This is a genomic window from Coleofasciculus sp. (assembly GCF_046565525.1).
Lineage (GTDB): Bacteria > Cyanobacteriota > Cyanobacteriia > Cyanobacteriales > Coleofasciculaceae > Coleofasciculus.
Window position 1 is genome coordinate 18,445 of record NZ_JBKHUP010000001.1, and the last position, 14,108, is coordinate 32,552.

The following is a 14,108-nucleotide window of genomic DNA, read 5'->3' on the forward strand; positions in this document are numbered from 1 at the left end:
TGATACTCGTGAAGCAGATAATCTTTAATTTCAAGGGAGGGTCGAGCAATTTAGTTGAATGGCTTCACCATCAAATTCGTTAGTGGATAGGAGTAATCCTCTCTGGTACTTGGGAATTGACTTCGGCACCACAGGTCTGTCGGCGGTTGTGTTGAACCAAAAAACAGGTCAGCACTACCCTCTCTATTGGCAACAGGAATCATCAACCGCCAATCTTCATGGGAGCGATCGCCTGTTTCGTTTACCCACACAAACATATAGTAGTCAGCCATCGGCTCCAAAAACAGCTCCATCAGTCGGTGTTGCTGCTTCAGTGTCTACCTGGGCAAAAGCACTGGGAATAAGAGTGTCCATGGTTAAACCCTATTTGCCATTGGCAATTCCTTACTATTGCCCAGAACGTCGTCAGTGGGAGCCGATGTTACGGTTACCAGATGGACAGGTTCCTCTATACTGGGTGCGACGATCCTTGCAGGCAATGTTGGCAACTTTAACCCCAGAAACTGTTCGCACCAAGACACCATTGCAGGTAGGGGCAATGGATCTAGAATCACAGGTACTGGCAGAAGCTTTGGCACAACTCGAAGGTGTCATTGTCAGTTATCCAGCCGATTGGGGCGATACCTACCAGATTAATGTCCGGGAAGCAGTATTGGCTGCCAAGTTAGTCAAGGAATCTCAACAAATTGTTTTCTTAGAAGATGCGATCGCGTCCCTGTTAGCCGCTTTTCCTACATCTGAACCCCTCTATCCCCCCTTAACCCCTCAATCCTCCACTCCTGGACGTGGCTGGACTCTGGTGATCGATATTGGCGCAACCACCACGGAATTGGCATTAGTGGATTTGCCTTACAATCTGAGCCAATTAACCTATACCGACTTTCAGCTTCAGAGTTGGTCTTATGCAGGTCAGGCTATTGATCAAGATATCGTTTGGCAGCTACTCTACCCTCAGATGTCTGAGGCGCAATTAGCACAACTGGCTCTCAGCCAGGATTTAGAACGACCCTTACCCGGTCAACCTGACCCCAAAAGACGCGATCGCGCTTTATTCGAGTTACAGCATTCGGCGTTAGGACAGGCGCTACTGAAAGCGGCTGAATACTTGAAGCTGATTTTGCCACACAAAGCCGAATTTACCCTGGAATTGGGTACGTTTCAATGGACGGTGCAGCAAAAAGACTTCAACACTGCTGTGATCACACCGTTTATTGAACAACTCAACCAACAGGTTAACAAGCTGCTAATTCAAGCAGGACAATCCCAACAGGCTATCGGACAAGCCATCTGTACAGGCGGAAGCGCTAAGTTAAAAAAGGTTAAGGAGTGGCTCCAGCACAAACTGCCTAACGCTAAACTCATCCCAGACACTGGACTCCCCCAGACGTGGGTAGCCACTGGACTAGCCAAGTTCCCCCTGTATCCCCATGTCTTTAATCGTTTCCAGCAGCAGTATAGTGACTACTTTCTACTACAGGAATTACTTAAGGCGTTCCCCCCGACAGAGAAGGAATCAGCGATTCGGGATTACACTGTGGCAGAGATTAAGCAACGCTTAGAACGTCAAGGTCTCAACACAGTCGCTTGTTATGAGCGTTTGCTAGGGTTTTTGGACGGTCAGTTACCGTCAGGGTTGCTCCCAGTGAGCGATCGCCTACAGGGGTTCTCTGCAACTTCTCCCCAAAACTCTTATGGTGATCTAGCTGACGCCAAACTATTTTCAACCGTAGGCGATCGGCTTTATCGTGCCAATTTCCAGCAACATGAACGTCTGCGTCAGTACCTGAAACTCCTTGTATCGAGTCTGTCTCAAACCTTTGATGAGCCTTTAATCATTAATTGTAATCATTGGCATAAATAAAGGCTATCGGTAGGAAGATTTTTCTTACCCGCCTTGTATTGTGCGTCTAAATCAGTTGTGAAATAGCATCAGTTGTGAAATAGCAACCCTTACTGGCTAAGCTTTTGGGTCTCATCCGTTTTCACAAATCATTTAGATTAGCTATAGCTTATAAGATAATATATCTCTTTAGATAGATGTCTAAATCTAAAGTAATAGCAACTGTATTACAGCTCACTTTCGGGTTTGATCAGAGATAGTTAGATTCCGCAATCTTCCTTCATCCCAATCCATCATCCTTATAATATCTTCATAATATCTTCATAAAAGAAGACTCCAATTGTAAAGATTTGGTGAAGTGTATCAAAAGGACTATATTTTTTTAGCAAAAATACCAATACTATAGAACATAATAATTAGGCTAACTAACTTACAACTTGTAATACAATTGAACTGACAACATGTTTACTACATCCAACTGTTCCACACCCTGGTCGGGTGATCCTCTTGTTCTCCAAACTTTCCCTCGGTTACGTGTGGCGCATCGGTCGGCGACCTCTCCAATTAAACGGCTTATTGATATTCTGGGAGCCTTGGTTGGCTTGATCATGACAGCCATTCTCGCCATACCCATTGTGATCGCCATCCAAATTGACAATCCAGGTCCTATCTTCTATCGTCAAGTTCGTTGCGGTCTAAAAGGTAAACCCTTTCGCATCTTGAAATTTCGTTCAATGGTTGTAGGCGCTGATCGCATGCAACATTTGGTGGAAAATCAGGCAAAAGGTCATATCTTTAAAAATACAAACGATCCTCGCATCACTCGTGTGGGTCGTTTTTTACGGCGCACCAGCTTGGATGAATTGCCTCAATTTTGGAACGTCCTCAAAGGTGAGATGAGCTTAGTTGGCACTCGTCCGCCCACCCTAAATGAGGTACAAAACTACCAGCAACATCATTGGAAACGATTGAGAACTAAGCCAGGAATGACTGGAGAATGGCAAGTTCATGGTCGCTCTAGTGTTATCGATTTTGAAGATATTGTGTCTATGGATCTGGCTTATCAGCGCAAGTGGTCTGTTGGCTATGACTTTCAGCTCATCGTGAAAACTATCGCTGTAGTCTTGAAGAAGCAAGGAGCGTATTAAGCCAAGGTGGATCTCCATGTAAATTACTATTACCGAAAAAATTACCGATCATTTGTCAATCCTTAATCCTTAAAGAACGTCCAGCAATTAAATTTTTCTAATCCTAGCTCGATTAAACTAAAAAATAATGTTCGTAGTTGCACGAATTGTGCTATAAGCGAAGATAGGGCAACTACAAAAAATCATAATTCATAAGCCTATCGTAGGTGATAGTTACTAATAACTAAGCAAAAAAACCCGCCCTTATTCATAAGTCATAATTCAAAACTCAGATGACACTACCCACATGGATTACATTTTCTCGATTACTTGGGTTGCCCTTTATTCTATACGGACTGCATGATCCCACAGATCAGACACGCTGGATTTGTTTGGCAATCTTTCTGATTGCTGCAAGTACCGACTGGTTAGATGGCTATCTGGCGCGGAAGCTGGATCAAGTTACGGATTTAGGAAAATTTCTTGATCCGTTAGTTGATAAATTATTAATCTTAGCCCCCCTTTTAGCCTTGATCGAATTGGGTCAAGTTCCCGCCTGGGGCGTGTTTGTGATTTTATTAAGGGAATTAGCGATCGCGGGTTGGCGAGTTAACCCCAATTTGACCCAGGAAATTAGTGGCGCAAATATTTGGGGCAAACTCAAAACCGTAAGTCAAATTACGGCAGTTGCCCTGTTAATTGCACCACTTCCGCCAGTGTGGGAAATGCCATCCCTTGTCCTATTTTGGCTATCCGTTGTCCTCACCCTAATTTCTGGCGGAATTTACATCTTGCCTCAACTCGCGGCTAGTAGTTGGTCATCTAAAGAGAAATCTACCTCAGCTTCGTGACGCTGGGATGCTAAGTAATCGTTTTGGAACGAATCCTTAAGCCCTGATATCAAGTCATATTCCGGTTCCCAGTTGAGTTGAGTCTTGGCTTTATGGACATCCGCAAAAAAGTGTTGTGTCCGCAGGGGGAACCCTTTGCGCTTGCCAAAATCAAATTTTTTGGGATTGTAATGTAAGAGATCGAAATCCTCGGGGGATTTTCCCGCTGCGACAATACAGGCGTTTGCCAAGCCGTCAAAGGTTACATAGCGATCGCCGGATACATTGTAAATTTGTCCAATGGCTTGCTGGTTTCCTAGTACCAGAGACATGGCACGGGCTAAGTCTTTACAATGTCCTAGTTGTGTGATAAATAGACCACTATTAGGGATAAGGATGGGGCGATCGTGAACGATACGGTCAAAGAACCAGGCTTCTAAGTCGTTGTAGTTTTGAGGTCCATAGATATAAGTTGGGCGAATTGCGGTAAAGGGAATCCCTTGGGCTTCTAGGTAAGCTTCCGTCTCATGTTTACCTTTGTGACGGCTTTCGGGATCAACGGGATCACCTTCCAGATGGGGCATTTGGTCAGATTGTAAATAGACCCCTGCTGAACTCATATAGACAAAATGCTGTACTTTGTCTTTAAATATCTCGACTAGGGGTTGAGTATCACTGAGTTCCCGCCCGTTATTATCAAAGATGGCATCAAATGCTTGTTCAGACAGCTTTTCCTTGAGTTGGGTAGCGTCTTTGCGATCTCCGTGAATCTGTTCTACCCCTTCGACAGGGGCGGGTTTATTACCCCGGTTGAACAGCACCACCTCATGTCCTTGTTCAACCAAGATTTTGGTTAAGTAGACTCCGATGAAGCGAGTACCACCCATGATTAAAATTCGCATGATTATCCTTTCTGTCTAATCCCCTATGGAAATTTTACAAGTATTTGTCGTTTGTTATTCGTCGTTTGTCATTCCTCTTATGTCATTCGTCTTATGTCCTTAGTTACGGGTTTTTCATCCTTTATCCGGAGTTCCTCAACCCAAAAGTCCTGATCCAAACCACCATCAGAGAATTAGTGATCTGATCGTCCCCGTTGAAGATCGACCCCGTTGAAGATCGATCGCATTGTCTACAGTACTGCATTGCCATTGTTCAAGACTACTCTATCGATTTTACCGACTATCTGCGATCGATTTGCCATGGCTATGAACAGTGGTAGAATCTCGACCAACTGATGCACAAGATACTTCAGCAACAGGAGGCACAGGACAACCTGCGATCGCACGCCAGATAGACTCGATGTAATATCTACGATTCAAGAACTACCAATGATATCATGTCCTGACGATAAAGAATATAATCATAATCCATCGGTTCGGTTGCTGGCAGCCGTAACACAACCTTTATTTATAGCCAAAAAATGCTTATTTTTACCTGATAAAGTCAACAGGAACTCCAGGGAATTTTAGGTGAATATTGATAATTTGAGGAAATTGTCCCATAAATTCCGGGCTAAGGATTTGCATATACTTAGCCAAAACCACCAGATCAATATTATAGTGACGTAGTAATTCAAGCTGTTTTGCTTAAATCGAAATTCGAGGCAGGCTATCCGAGAAATAAAGCTGCCACTTTGCCTGTAACGGTTGGGCGATTGCCGCAAATGCTGGGTCAATCAACTCCGGTGGTAAGTTAAAATTGTCTAACTGCCATTCAATTTGTTCAGTAAATATTGTATATGCTGAACAAGATAAATCTTATCTACGCTTTGCTTAATGAACCCAAAACCGATGACACCGCCAATCATTGGAATTACCACCTTTAACTACAAGCCAACCGGAAACTTTTATTCACCGGCGGGTTATACTCAGGCAGTCCAGTCTGCTGGAGGGATACCCGTTCTGCTTCCGCCTGTTCAATCTGATCTCGTCGTCTTGCTGAACCGGATTGATGGGTTAATTTTTACAGGTGGGGGTGATGTAGACCCAGAGTTGTATAACGGTTCCCCTCATCCTACAATTTATGGTATTGATCCGGAACGCGATCGCGCTGAACTAGGGCTAGCAAAATTGGCATTGGCGAAACAAAAGCCTATTTTGGGGATTTGTCGCGGCTTAGAAGTGCTGATGGTGGCTAGTGGTGGTGATTTAGTCCCCCATCTGCCAGAGGAATTTGGGGAAGATATACTCCATCGAGAGGACATGCTGAAACCAAGTCAGCATACGGTGCAGATTTATCCCGATAGCCGACTATCTCGAATCATGGGAGAGGAAGAACTTACTGTTGTCTCTTGGCACCATCAAGGCGTGCGTACCATACCTCCCGGTTGGCAGATTGTCGCCAAAGCCACAGATGGCTTAATTGAAGCATTAGAACACGAACAGCATCCCTTTGCGATCGCGCTGCAATGGCATCCGGAACTTTCCCCTTCCGACTCCAGACACCTTTCGATTTTCCAGGCGTTGATTCAAGCCGCAAGTCAAAATGAATTGAACCCTAATGGCTTTCATTTGCAGACGACAGGCTGGGGGTGTGGTTGACATCCTCCCCACCCTGCTAAAAGCTGAGGGTGGGGATTCCCATCATCACTGACGAGTCTTCCTGGCTCTACGAGCAACCTTGCTTTTTGGAGTTTCCTCTTCTAAGCAGCGGGTCATCTCATCCCCAGGCGTAACTTTCCGTCTGCCCGACGGTAGTTGTGCTAATCCTTGTAACGCTTTCATCAAAATGTTGATGGCTGCATTCGTGTCACGGCAGTCAACATACCCGCAATGCGGACATTTGTGAGTGCGCGTAGACAAGGTTTTCTTAACTTCTTGTCCACAGTTAGAACACTTTTGAGAAGTGTAATGCGGTGCGACAGCAATCACTGGCACATCAAACACTTTCCCAAAATACTCTAACCACTGCCTAAATAATGTCCAACTAGCGTCAGATATTGATTTGGCTAAATGATGGTTTTTCACCAGATTCCGCACTTTTAGGTCTTCAATGGCTACCAAGTCTGCCGACTGGACAAGCGCCCTTGCCGTCTTAACTGCAAAGTCTTTACGCCGCCTTGATACCTTGAGATGCGTTCTACCTAACCTCTTAATGGCTTTGATGCGATTTTTGGAACCCTTAGTTCTACGAGAAACACGTTTTTGTGCGCGTTTTAAGGCTTTTTCAGCTTTCCTCAAAAACCTTGGGTTTTCTACTTTGTTGCCGTCAGAGTCAGTGTAGAAATGGTTTAAACCAACATCTATCCCTAACATTCGATTGGTGGGTTCGTGCTTTTCGGTTCGCACCTTCTCGATGGAAAACTGAACATAATATCCATCAGCCCGACGCACAACACGAACTCGCTTGATCTGCTCTTTTTGGTAAAAATGCAAATCGCGAGTTCCCCACATTTTAAAAGCTCCAGCCTTGAAACCGTCCCTAAATGTAATGGTTAATCGATCGTCCGATAACACCCACCCATCAACTTTGTACTCTACTGAGCCATGGGTTTGATGTTTCTTAAATTTAGGAAAACCTTTCTTGCCTGGAACTTGTTTGTTGCAGTTATCAAAGAATCTGGCAATGGCACTCCATGCTCTTTCAGCGCTAGCCTGACAAGCCTGAGCTGAGAGCTTTTTGCACCATTCAAATTGTTCTCTAAGCACCCGGCAATACTTGTTGAGGTCGTACCTGTTAACCCCAATGTTATCCATCCAGTAGCGGAGGCAGGAATTACGCACAAAACGAGCAGTACGAATCATCTCATCCAAGATGGCGTACTGCTCGCTTGTTCCCCGTAGTTTTGCCTCGAATACTAGCATGGTGACTTCAAATCTATGTCACACATTCTAACATAGGATGCAGGGCTTGTAAAAAGCTAGCACATCGAGTACTAGCTTTTTACTTGGGGGAGTGAAGGCATCCCCACCCTACTCCACTTCGTTCCGCTGAGGATGGGGTTCTATAGCTCCCCCAAACCCCCACGTTTCGATAGGGTGCAATACTGCTCGGATAAGCCCGTCTTCTCTCCCCCTGCTTCCAGACGTGCCATGGCACGTCTGGAACATTGCTCCCCTGCTTCCCCATCTCCTTGTCCCCCTAACGCGGTAGATTCAATGTCAGAGTCTATAATTTATTGGGTGAGGAAAAAAACATGAAGCGCCGCCATTTTCTCAAATACACCAGTCTGGCAAGTACAGGGTTAGCCTTTGCCGCTTGTAACTCGGTGAATCTGTCTACCTCCGGAAGGAATAACTCTTCTAAGTCTTCATCCGCCTCAACGGTTGACTTTGGCAAACTCGAAAAAACTTACCTAAACCTAGGGATTATTCCCATTACCGAAAGTGCGCCCCTGGTTATCGCCCAAGAATTAGGCTTTTTTGCTCGTTATGGACTTAACGTTAGCCTGAGTAAGCAAGAGAATTGGAATCAAATTCAGGATGGTTTACTCGACTACCAGTTAGATGCAGCTCAAGCCTTATATGGAATGCCAATGATGGCACAATTAGGAGCAGAAGCCGCCCCCATGGTTGCCCTCATGGTACTCAATCTCCATGGCAGCAGTATTACCCTGTCCCCCAAAGCCTGGGATGCTGGAATTCGACCGGCGATTGAATATTTCACCTTTCAGGAGTTTGCCGATTCCTATCGCCAATACGTTCGCAAATTCGAGGAACCGCCTATCTTTGCTACCGAGTCGAATGCTTCGATGGATTATTACATTAGCCGCTATTGGTTAGCCGCGATGGGAATTAATCCCGAAAGCGAGGTTGAATTTATCGAGATTCCCCCCTCACAAATGATCTATAAAATTCAAGCGGGGGTGATGGATGCTTACAGCAGTAGTGAACCGTGGAACCAACAGACGGTTTTGCAGGGAAATGGATTTACCGCAAATGTCTCTCAGAATATTTGGACGGGACATCCGGGAAATGTGCTAGCCACGATGCAAGCCTGGGTAGACGAACATCCCGCAACCGCTAGGGCTTTAGTGGCGGCGATTCTAGAAGCCTGTGAGTTTTGTGAGCAAGCCAAAAATCGCCGCGAAGTTGCCCAAATTCTTGCCCAAAGTAGGTATCTGAACACGGATCAGGAATATATAGAACCTGCTTTATTGGGTAACTATGATTATGGTGGCTTTGATAACCAGGAACGCCTGGAAACTATTCCTAATTTTTATCAGTTTTATGGTGACAATAGCGATGATCCAGAGAAGCCGAATCCGGTTAACTATCCCTGGCGCTCTCATGGGATTTGGTTACTCACTCAGATGATTCGTTGGGGTCAAATTGAACAACAAGATTATCCCAAGGATGCCGATGAAATCCTAGAGGAAATTTATCCGTTAGAAATTTATACAGATGTGGCGAAGGCATTAAAGATTGAGCTACCCAGTGATCCGATGAAAGTGGAACCTGCCACCGTTTTTATTGATCAACGCCAATTTGATCCGAGTGATCCGATTGCTTATCTGAATAATTTTGAGATTCAGGCATAAGAGGGCAAGATATTTTTGGGAATAAGATTAATCTAACTCCTCTTCGCCAATATCAGCTAAAGCTAGGGGTTCATTCCCTGGTGTTCGCAACGATTCCACTAACTGTTGTATCTCTTCAGGTGGTGCGGGGGTAAGGCGAGAAACAATCCAAGTCACGATAAAATTCAGTACCATTCCCACTGTGCCAATACCTTCAGCGGAAACGCAAAAAAACCAGGTTGGCATCTGGTAAAATTTTACGCCAATAATATAGATAGTCGTGAAAACTAACCCGACAATCATACCTGCGATCGCGCCTTCTCGGTTAGTCCGCTGATCAAATATGCCTAAGATAATCACTGGGAAGAAACTAGCGGCGGCTAACCCAAAGGCAAAGGCGACTACTTGAGCCACAAAACCGGGGGGATTAGTACCAAAATACCCGGCAATGACAATAGCGAATCCCACCATAAATCGACCCACTAATAACCGTTGGGCTTCTGATGCGTCTGGGTTGATAATGCGGTAATAGACATCATGTGCCACGGAACTGGAAATCACTAGTAATAACCCCGATGCCGTTGATAGGGCGGCGGCTAATCCACCGGCTGCCACTAAGGCAATCACCCAGGGTGCAAGTTGGGCGACTTCGGGGGTAGAGAGGACAATAATATCTGGGTCAATGGTAATTTCGTTTGTCTCGGTATCGGGAGTTAATTGAATTTTTCCATCCCCATTCTTATCATTAAACGCCAATAATCCCGTGTTTTCCCATTTGGTTGCCCAATCCAGTTGACGCACCTCTTCAATCGTATTATTATGTAAAGTTTGAATCAAGTTATATCGGGCAAATCCTGCAATAGCGGGCGCGGTGGTATAGAGAATCGCAATAAACAGTAATGCCCAACCTGCGGAATATCGAGCCGCACGCACATTAGGAACCGTATAGAATCGGACAATAACATGAGGTAATCCGGCGGTTCCCACCATCAGGGCGATGGTAATAAATAGGACATCCAACATGGATTTATTGGTAAAGGGTTGGGTATATTCCGCAAACCCTAAATCCACTTGAATTCCATTCAGGCGTTCCATAATATCACTGAACGTAAATCCTAATTGAGGAATTGGATTATTTGTCAGCAACACAGAGATCGCGATCGCGGGAATTAGATAGGCGATAATTAAGACACAGTATTGTGCTACTTGTGTCCAAGTAATCCCCTTCATTCCCCCCAAGATGGCGAAAAAGGCGACAATTACCATCCCAATAATCACGCCTGTATTAATATCCACCTGTAAGAAACGACTGAAGACAATTCCCACTCCCCGCATTTGTCCCGCCACATAGGTGAGAGAGACGAAAATTGCCGCCACCACCGCCACCAAACGTGCTGTACGGGAATAGTAGCGATCGCCAACAAAATCGGGTACAGTATATTTACCAAACTTCCGTAAATAGGGTGCTAGCAGTAGGGCGAGCAAGACATATCCCCCCGTCCATCCCATCAGATAGATAGAACCGTCATACCCCAGAAATGAAATCAACCCCGCCATGGAAATAAACGACGCCGCTGACATCCAATCGGCGGCTGTAGCTGCACCGTTGGCGATAGAGGGGACACCCTGAGAGGCGACAAAAAAACCTTTAGTATCTTTTACCCGCGAATGCCAACCAATATAGACATAGACAATAAAAGAAAGTATTACCAATACGGTTGTCCAAGCTTCAACTGACATAATTACTCCTCGTTATCATTTCTGGGTTTATGATGGCGGTATTTCTGTTCTAATTTATCCATTTGAATGGCGTAGATAAAAATTAACATCACAAAGACATAAATTGAGCCTTGTTGCGCCATCCAGAATCCCAAAGGAACGCCACCCAGATTAATCTGGTTCAAGGGTTGCACCAGCAGAATACTCAGGACAATCGAAACCAATGCCCAGACAATCAGCAGATTACGAATCAGGGCTTTATTCGCTCGCCAGTATTCTCTATTTCGGTTATTCGTCATTATTTTTTGGATTCCCTCATCCAAGGGGCACGGGTACTATAGCACTACGAGGATACCTAGTGCAGCGCCCTTGGAAATACTTGAGCAACTTCGTAGATACGATTAAGCTGGGGGAGCTGAGGAAGCTGGGGGAGATATTAGCCGTTCAGTTATTTCTGCCTTCTTGCACTAGAGCGCCGGTAAGCGTAATCACGGTTGGGGTAAAACATGAGAAAATGGCTTGACAAAAGAGTTGTGAGTGGTCTGTACGTGCAACTGTTTTGAGACCATAATAGGGGTAAGTGCCTTCAAGTGCCGTTTGAGGTACTGTTGTCAATGTCGAAAACCTCTGAGGTTTGAACTTTACCGCTATGGAAATCCAACGGGTTATCTTAAATAATATTGGGCTATTTGAAAACCTGGAAATTCCCTTAGCACCCACTGAGCAAAATCCCAGCAATATCACCGTCTTTGTTGGTAATAACGGGGCTGGTAAAACCTCTGTGTTGAAAGCCTTAGCAACCTCCCTGAGTTGGTTTACTGCTCGTTTGCGTACAGAAAAAGGTAGTGGTAACCCTATTCCCGAAGATGTCATACTCAACACCGCCAACGCCGCCAGTATTGAAATAGACATTTGTGATTCTTCTGGGGCATCAGACAATCCTGATCAAAGCGAGTTCGAGCATCACTTCAAGTGGACTTTAGCAAAAAGCAGAAAAGGACGTAAAGCCCAGTACACTAGCCATCTCAACGAATGCACCCGCTTAGCCAATCGTTATCGTGATGCTCTTACCCGTGATGACAAAACTAGCCTTCCCATCATTGCGTTTTATCCCGTCGAGCGCGTCGTACTTGATATTCCCCTAAAAATTAGGAATAAGCATACTTTCTTGCAACTTGATGGTTACGATAACTCCCTAAGTCAGGGCGTTGACTTTCGCCGCTTTTTTGAGTGGTTTCGGGAACGGGAAGATACTGAAAATGAATCAGGAATTTCTGAAGATTTGCTGAACGAACTGAAACCATTATTTAAAACTAATCAAGATGCATGGCAACGGTTAAACGAATTCAATGCCTCAGCCAAAGATCGGCAATTAACCGCAGTTCGCACCGCCATTCGCCGATTTATGCCCCAGATGGACAACCTGAGAGTCCATCGTAAACCCCGTCTCTACATGGCGATTGATAAAAATGGTGAAACTCTGAATGTAGCCCAACTTTCACAAGGCGAAAAATCGCTCATGGCTCTGGTTGGTGATATTGCTCGCCGTTTAGCGATGCTGAACCCTGCTTTGGAGAATCCTCTAGCAGGTGACGGTATCGTCTTGATTGATGAAGTCGATTTGCACCTGCATCCCTCTTGGCAACGCAGTCTGTGCGATCGCCTAATGGAAACTTTCCCAAATTGCCAGTTTGTGCTGACTACCCATTCACCTCTGGTGATCAGCGACTGTAAAAATGTTTTAGTTTACACCTTAACCAATGGTGAATTGCGACAATTGCCTTCTCAGTATGGGCAAGATGCTAATACTGTCTTATTAGATGTTATGGATACCAGTATCCGTAATGAGAAAATTAATACTGAACTGAACGATCTGCTGGATGCTATACAAGATTCAAAGCTAACCGAGGCTCAACAACTACTTGCCAAATTAACTGAGGAACTACCCGCCAATCATCTGGAATTGATCAAAGCAAAATTACTGCTCCGTAAACAAGAATTGCGTCATGCGAACCATTAGTAAAGGGACTGAACCCTCCAGTTTTACAGATTGGAAACAAGCAAACCCTCACGGACGCTACAACCAGTTAACTGAAGATATTCGCCGAACTATTCGGCAATATGCTCTATCAGAACAGTTCTACCTTTGTGCCTATTGCTGTCAGCGAATCCAAGATATTGAGGCTTGCCACAATGAGCATGTAGAAGCTCAAAACCTAAATCCTAGACGCACAATTGAATTTTCAAATATTGTCGCCAGTTGTAATACCTCTAATCAATGTGGTAATTCCCATAAATCACAACCCCTACCCCTAACTCCCCTGATGACAGAATGTGAAACAGAATTTCGTTTTAAAATTAGTGGTCGGGTAGAAGGGTTAAGCGAGCGGGCAATCGTCACGATTCAAGTCTTAAACTTGGGAGATCACGAAAAAAATAACCGTGCCCTGATCGAAAAACGCAAGCAATTGTCTAATGCCTTATTATGGACAAACAGCATAGACCCCGATGAAGGCTTAGAGGATGAAGAACTGTTAGAGATGTTAATCGATGAGATATCACAACCCCAACAGGGTCAGATGGAACCTTTTACTCCAGTGGTAATTAATATCTTGCGAAGTTGGCTTCAATCTTGAAAGCAACTCTTTAAATGGTTATGAATCAGTTCGGAAGCACAACCAAAAGCTGACACGTTTTTTCAATACGAATGCACTCAAACTGCGGTACAACGGTATCAGGTCTTGATAATTGTGTATGATCCAGTTAATGAGGTGATAGTGGAATGGACAAGGTAGCTCAATATCGGGAGTACGTTCAAACGTTACTGAGCCAGTACGCCAAGGATGATGTTTCGGATGATGAAGTCGAAGTGCAACTTATCTTAGACACGGAGCGGGATCATTACCAATGGATGAATGTGGGATGGCAACAGCTTAACCGGGTTTATCGTTGTATTGTCCATTTTGATATCAAAGACGGAAAAATTTGGCTTCAGCAGAATCTGACAGACCAGAATCCTGCTGAGGATTTGGTTAAAATGGGTGTTCCCAGAGAAGATATTGTGTTGGGTTTACAGCCTCCTTACAAACGGCAGTATACAGAGTATGGTGCTGCTTGAATAATGCCCATGC

At 44.8% G+C, this 14,108-nt stretch carries 13 protein-coding genes and 1 pseudogene; 9 read left to right on the forward strand and 5 right to left on the reverse strand.

Going from position 1 to position 14,108, the window contains the following annotated elements; all coding sequences use genetic code 11:
* The first annotated feature begins 58 nt into the window (after positions 1-58).
* The 3 genes from ACLGGO_RS00080 (at position 59) to pgsA (ending at position 3,818) form a co-directional block, all read left to right on the forward strand.
* Positions 59-1,861 (forward strand): hypothetical protein, encoded by a 1,803-nt coding sequence (locus ACLGGO_RS00080; RefSeq protein ID WP_446417824.1) that lies wholly within the window; start codon positions 59-61, stop codon positions 1,859-1,861.
* Positions 1,862-2,301: 440 nt separating this feature from the next.
* Positions 2,302-2,988: a sugar transferase gene (locus tag ACLGGO_RS00085; RefSeq protein WP_446339574.1), complete on the forward strand. Its 687-nt coding sequence runs from the start codon at positions 2,302-2,304 to the stop codon at positions 2,986-2,988.
* Positions 2,989-3,260: 272 nt separating this feature from the next.
* On the forward strand, positions 3,261-3,818 hold the full coding sequence (gene pgsA, locus ACLGGO_RS00090; RefSeq protein WP_446339573.1) for a CDP-diacylglycerol--glycerol-3-phosphate 3-phosphatidyltransferase: 558 nt from the start codon (positions 3,261-3,263) through the stop codon (positions 3,816-3,818).
* On the opposite strand, the gene ACLGGO_RS00095 is transcribed toward pgsA, so the two are convergent.
* Positions 3,764-4,699, reverse strand: a complete 936-nt coding sequence (locus ACLGGO_RS00095) for an NAD-dependent epimerase/dehydratase family protein (RefSeq protein WP_446417825.1) — start codon at positions 4,697-4,699, stop codon at positions 3,764-3,766. The two genes, pgsA and ACLGGO_RS00095, sit on opposite strands and share 55 nt — an antisense overlap.
* 194 nt (positions 4,700-4,893) lie before the next feature.
* On the opposite strand from ACLGGO_RS00095, the gene ACLGGO_RS00100 reads away from it, so the two are divergent.
* Positions 4,894-5,019: a hypothetical protein gene (locus ACLGGO_RS00100; protein ID WP_446417826.1), complete on the forward strand. Its 126-nt coding sequence runs from the start codon at positions 4,894-4,896 to the stop codon at positions 5,017-5,019.
* Positions 5,020-5,260: 241 nt separating this feature from the next.
* Here ACLGGO_RS00100 and ACLGGO_RS00105 read toward each other — a convergent pair.
* Positions 5,261-5,533, reverse strand: a pseudogene (locus tag ACLGGO_RS00105) (formyltransferase family protein); the annotation flags it as partial.
* A gap of 57 nt (positions 5,534-5,590) precedes the next feature.
* Between ACLGGO_RS00105 and ACLGGO_RS00110 the strand changes: the two are divergent.
* Positions 5,591-6,340, forward strand: a complete 750-nt coding sequence (locus tag ACLGGO_RS00110; protein ID WP_446417827.1) for a gamma-glutamyl-gamma-aminobutyrate hydrolase family protein — start codon at positions 5,591-5,593, stop codon at positions 6,338-6,340.
* Positions 6,341-6,385: 45 nt separating this feature from the next.
* Here ACLGGO_RS00110 and ACLGGO_RS00115 read toward each other — a convergent pair whose 3' ends face one another.
* Entirely contained in the window at positions 6,386-7,603 is a 1,218-nt protein-coding gene (locus tag ACLGGO_RS00115) for an RNA-guided endonuclease InsQ/TnpB family protein (protein ID WP_446337861.1), read from the reverse strand.
* A gap of 332 nt (positions 7,604-7,935) precedes the next feature.
* Between ACLGGO_RS00115 and ACLGGO_RS00120 the strand changes: the two genes are divergently transcribed.
* Positions 7,936-9,279 (forward strand): CmpA/NrtA family ABC transporter substrate-binding protein, encoded by a 1,344-nt coding sequence (locus tag ACLGGO_RS00120; protein ID WP_446417828.1) that lies wholly within the window; start codon positions 7,936-7,938, stop codon positions 9,277-9,279.
* A 27-nt stretch (positions 9,280-9,306) separates the two neighbouring features.
* On the opposite strand, the gene ACLGGO_RS00125 is transcribed toward ACLGGO_RS00120, so the two are convergent.
* Together ACLGGO_RS00125 and ACLGGO_RS00130 are read right to left on the reverse strand one after the other, a co-directional pair.
* The gene (locus ACLGGO_RS00125; RefSeq protein ID WP_446417829.1) at positions 9,307-10,998 is read right to left on the reverse strand and encodes a sodium:solute symporter family protein; all 1,692 of its coding nucleotides are present in this window, start codon (positions 10,996-10,998) and stop codon (positions 9,307-9,309) included.
* Positions 10,999-11,000: 2 nt separating this feature from the next.
* Positions 11,001-11,276 carry a DUF4212 domain-containing protein gene (locus ACLGGO_RS00130; RefSeq protein ID WP_446339566.1) on the reverse strand — a complete coding sequence of 92 codons (276 nt, stop codon included), beginning with the start codon at positions 11,274-11,276 and terminating at the stop codon, positions 11,001-11,003.
* A gap of 350 nt (positions 11,277-11,626) precedes the next feature.
* On the opposite strand from ACLGGO_RS00130, the gene ACLGGO_RS00135 reads away from it, so the two are divergent.
* From ACLGGO_RS00135 to ACLGGO_RS00145, 3 genes are all read left to right on the forward strand, one after another.
* Positions 11,627-12,997, forward strand: a complete 1,371-nt coding sequence (locus ACLGGO_RS00135; protein WP_446417830.1) for an AAA family ATPase — start codon at positions 11,627-11,629, stop codon at positions 12,995-12,997.
* The gene (locus tag ACLGGO_RS00140; protein WP_446417831.1) at positions 12,984-13,613 is read left to right on the forward strand and encodes a TIGR02646 family protein; all 630 of its coding nucleotides are present in this window, start codon (positions 12,984-12,986) and stop codon (positions 13,611-13,613) included. Before ACLGGO_RS00135 ends, ACLGGO_RS00140 begins: the two co-directional genes overlap by 14 nt.
* Before the next feature lie 146 nt (positions 13,614-13,759).
* Positions 13,760-14,095 carry a XisI protein gene (locus tag ACLGGO_RS00145; RefSeq protein WP_446417832.1) on the forward strand — a complete coding sequence of 112 codons (336 nt, stop codon included), beginning with the start codon at positions 13,760-13,762 and terminating at the stop codon, positions 14,093-14,095.
* Positions 14,096-14,108: the final 13 nt, after the last annotated feature.

Excerpts from the sequence above, each read along its gene's own strand:
- ACLGGO_RS00120 (WP_446417828.1), top strand. The coding sequence starts at position 7,936 with ATGAAGCGCCGCCATTTTCTCAAATACACCAGTCTGGCAAGTACAGGG.
- ACLGGO_RS00115 (WP_446337861.1), bottom strand. The coding sequence starts at position 7,603 with ATGCTAGTATTCGAGGCAAAACTACGGGGAACAAGCGAGCAGTACGCC.
- ACLGGO_RS00085 (WP_446339574.1), top strand. The coding sequence starts at position 2,302 with ATGTTTACTACATCCAACTGTTCCACACCCTGGTCGGGTGATCCTCTT.
- ACLGGO_RS00140 (WP_446417831.1), top strand. The coding sequence starts at position 12,984 with ATGCGAACCATTAGTAAAGGGACTGAACCCTCCAGTTTTACAGATTGG.
- ACLGGO_RS00130 (WP_446339566.1), bottom strand. The coding sequence starts at position 11,276 with ATGACGAATAACCGAAATAGAGAATACTGGCGAGCGAATAAAGCCCTG.
- ACLGGO_RS00095 (WP_446417825.1), bottom strand. The coding sequence starts at position 4,699 with ATGCGAATTTTAATCATGGGTGGTACTCGCTTCATCGGAGTCTACTTA.
- ACLGGO_RS00125 (WP_446417829.1), bottom strand. The coding sequence starts at position 10,998 with ATGTCAGTTGAAGCTTGGACAACCGTATTGGTAATACTTTCTTTTATT.
- ACLGGO_RS00110 (WP_446417827.1), top strand. The coding sequence starts at position 5,591 with ATGACACCGCCAATCATTGGAATTACCACCTTTAACTACAAGCCAACC.
- ACLGGO_RS00145 (WP_446417832.1), top strand. The coding sequence starts at position 13,760 with ATGGACAAGGTAGCTCAATATCGGGAGTACGTTCAAACGTTACTGAGC.
- pgsA (WP_446339573.1), top strand. The coding sequence starts at position 3,261 with ATGACACTACCCACATGGATTACATTTTCTCGATTACTTGGGTTGCCC.
- ACLGGO_RS00135 (WP_446417830.1), top strand. The coding sequence starts at position 11,627 with ATGGAAATCCAACGGGTTATCTTAAATAATATTGGGCTATTTGAAAAC.
- ACLGGO_RS00080 (WP_446417824.1), top strand. The coding sequence starts at position 59 with ATGGCTTCACCATCAAATTCGTTAGTGGATAGGAGTAATCCTCTCTGG.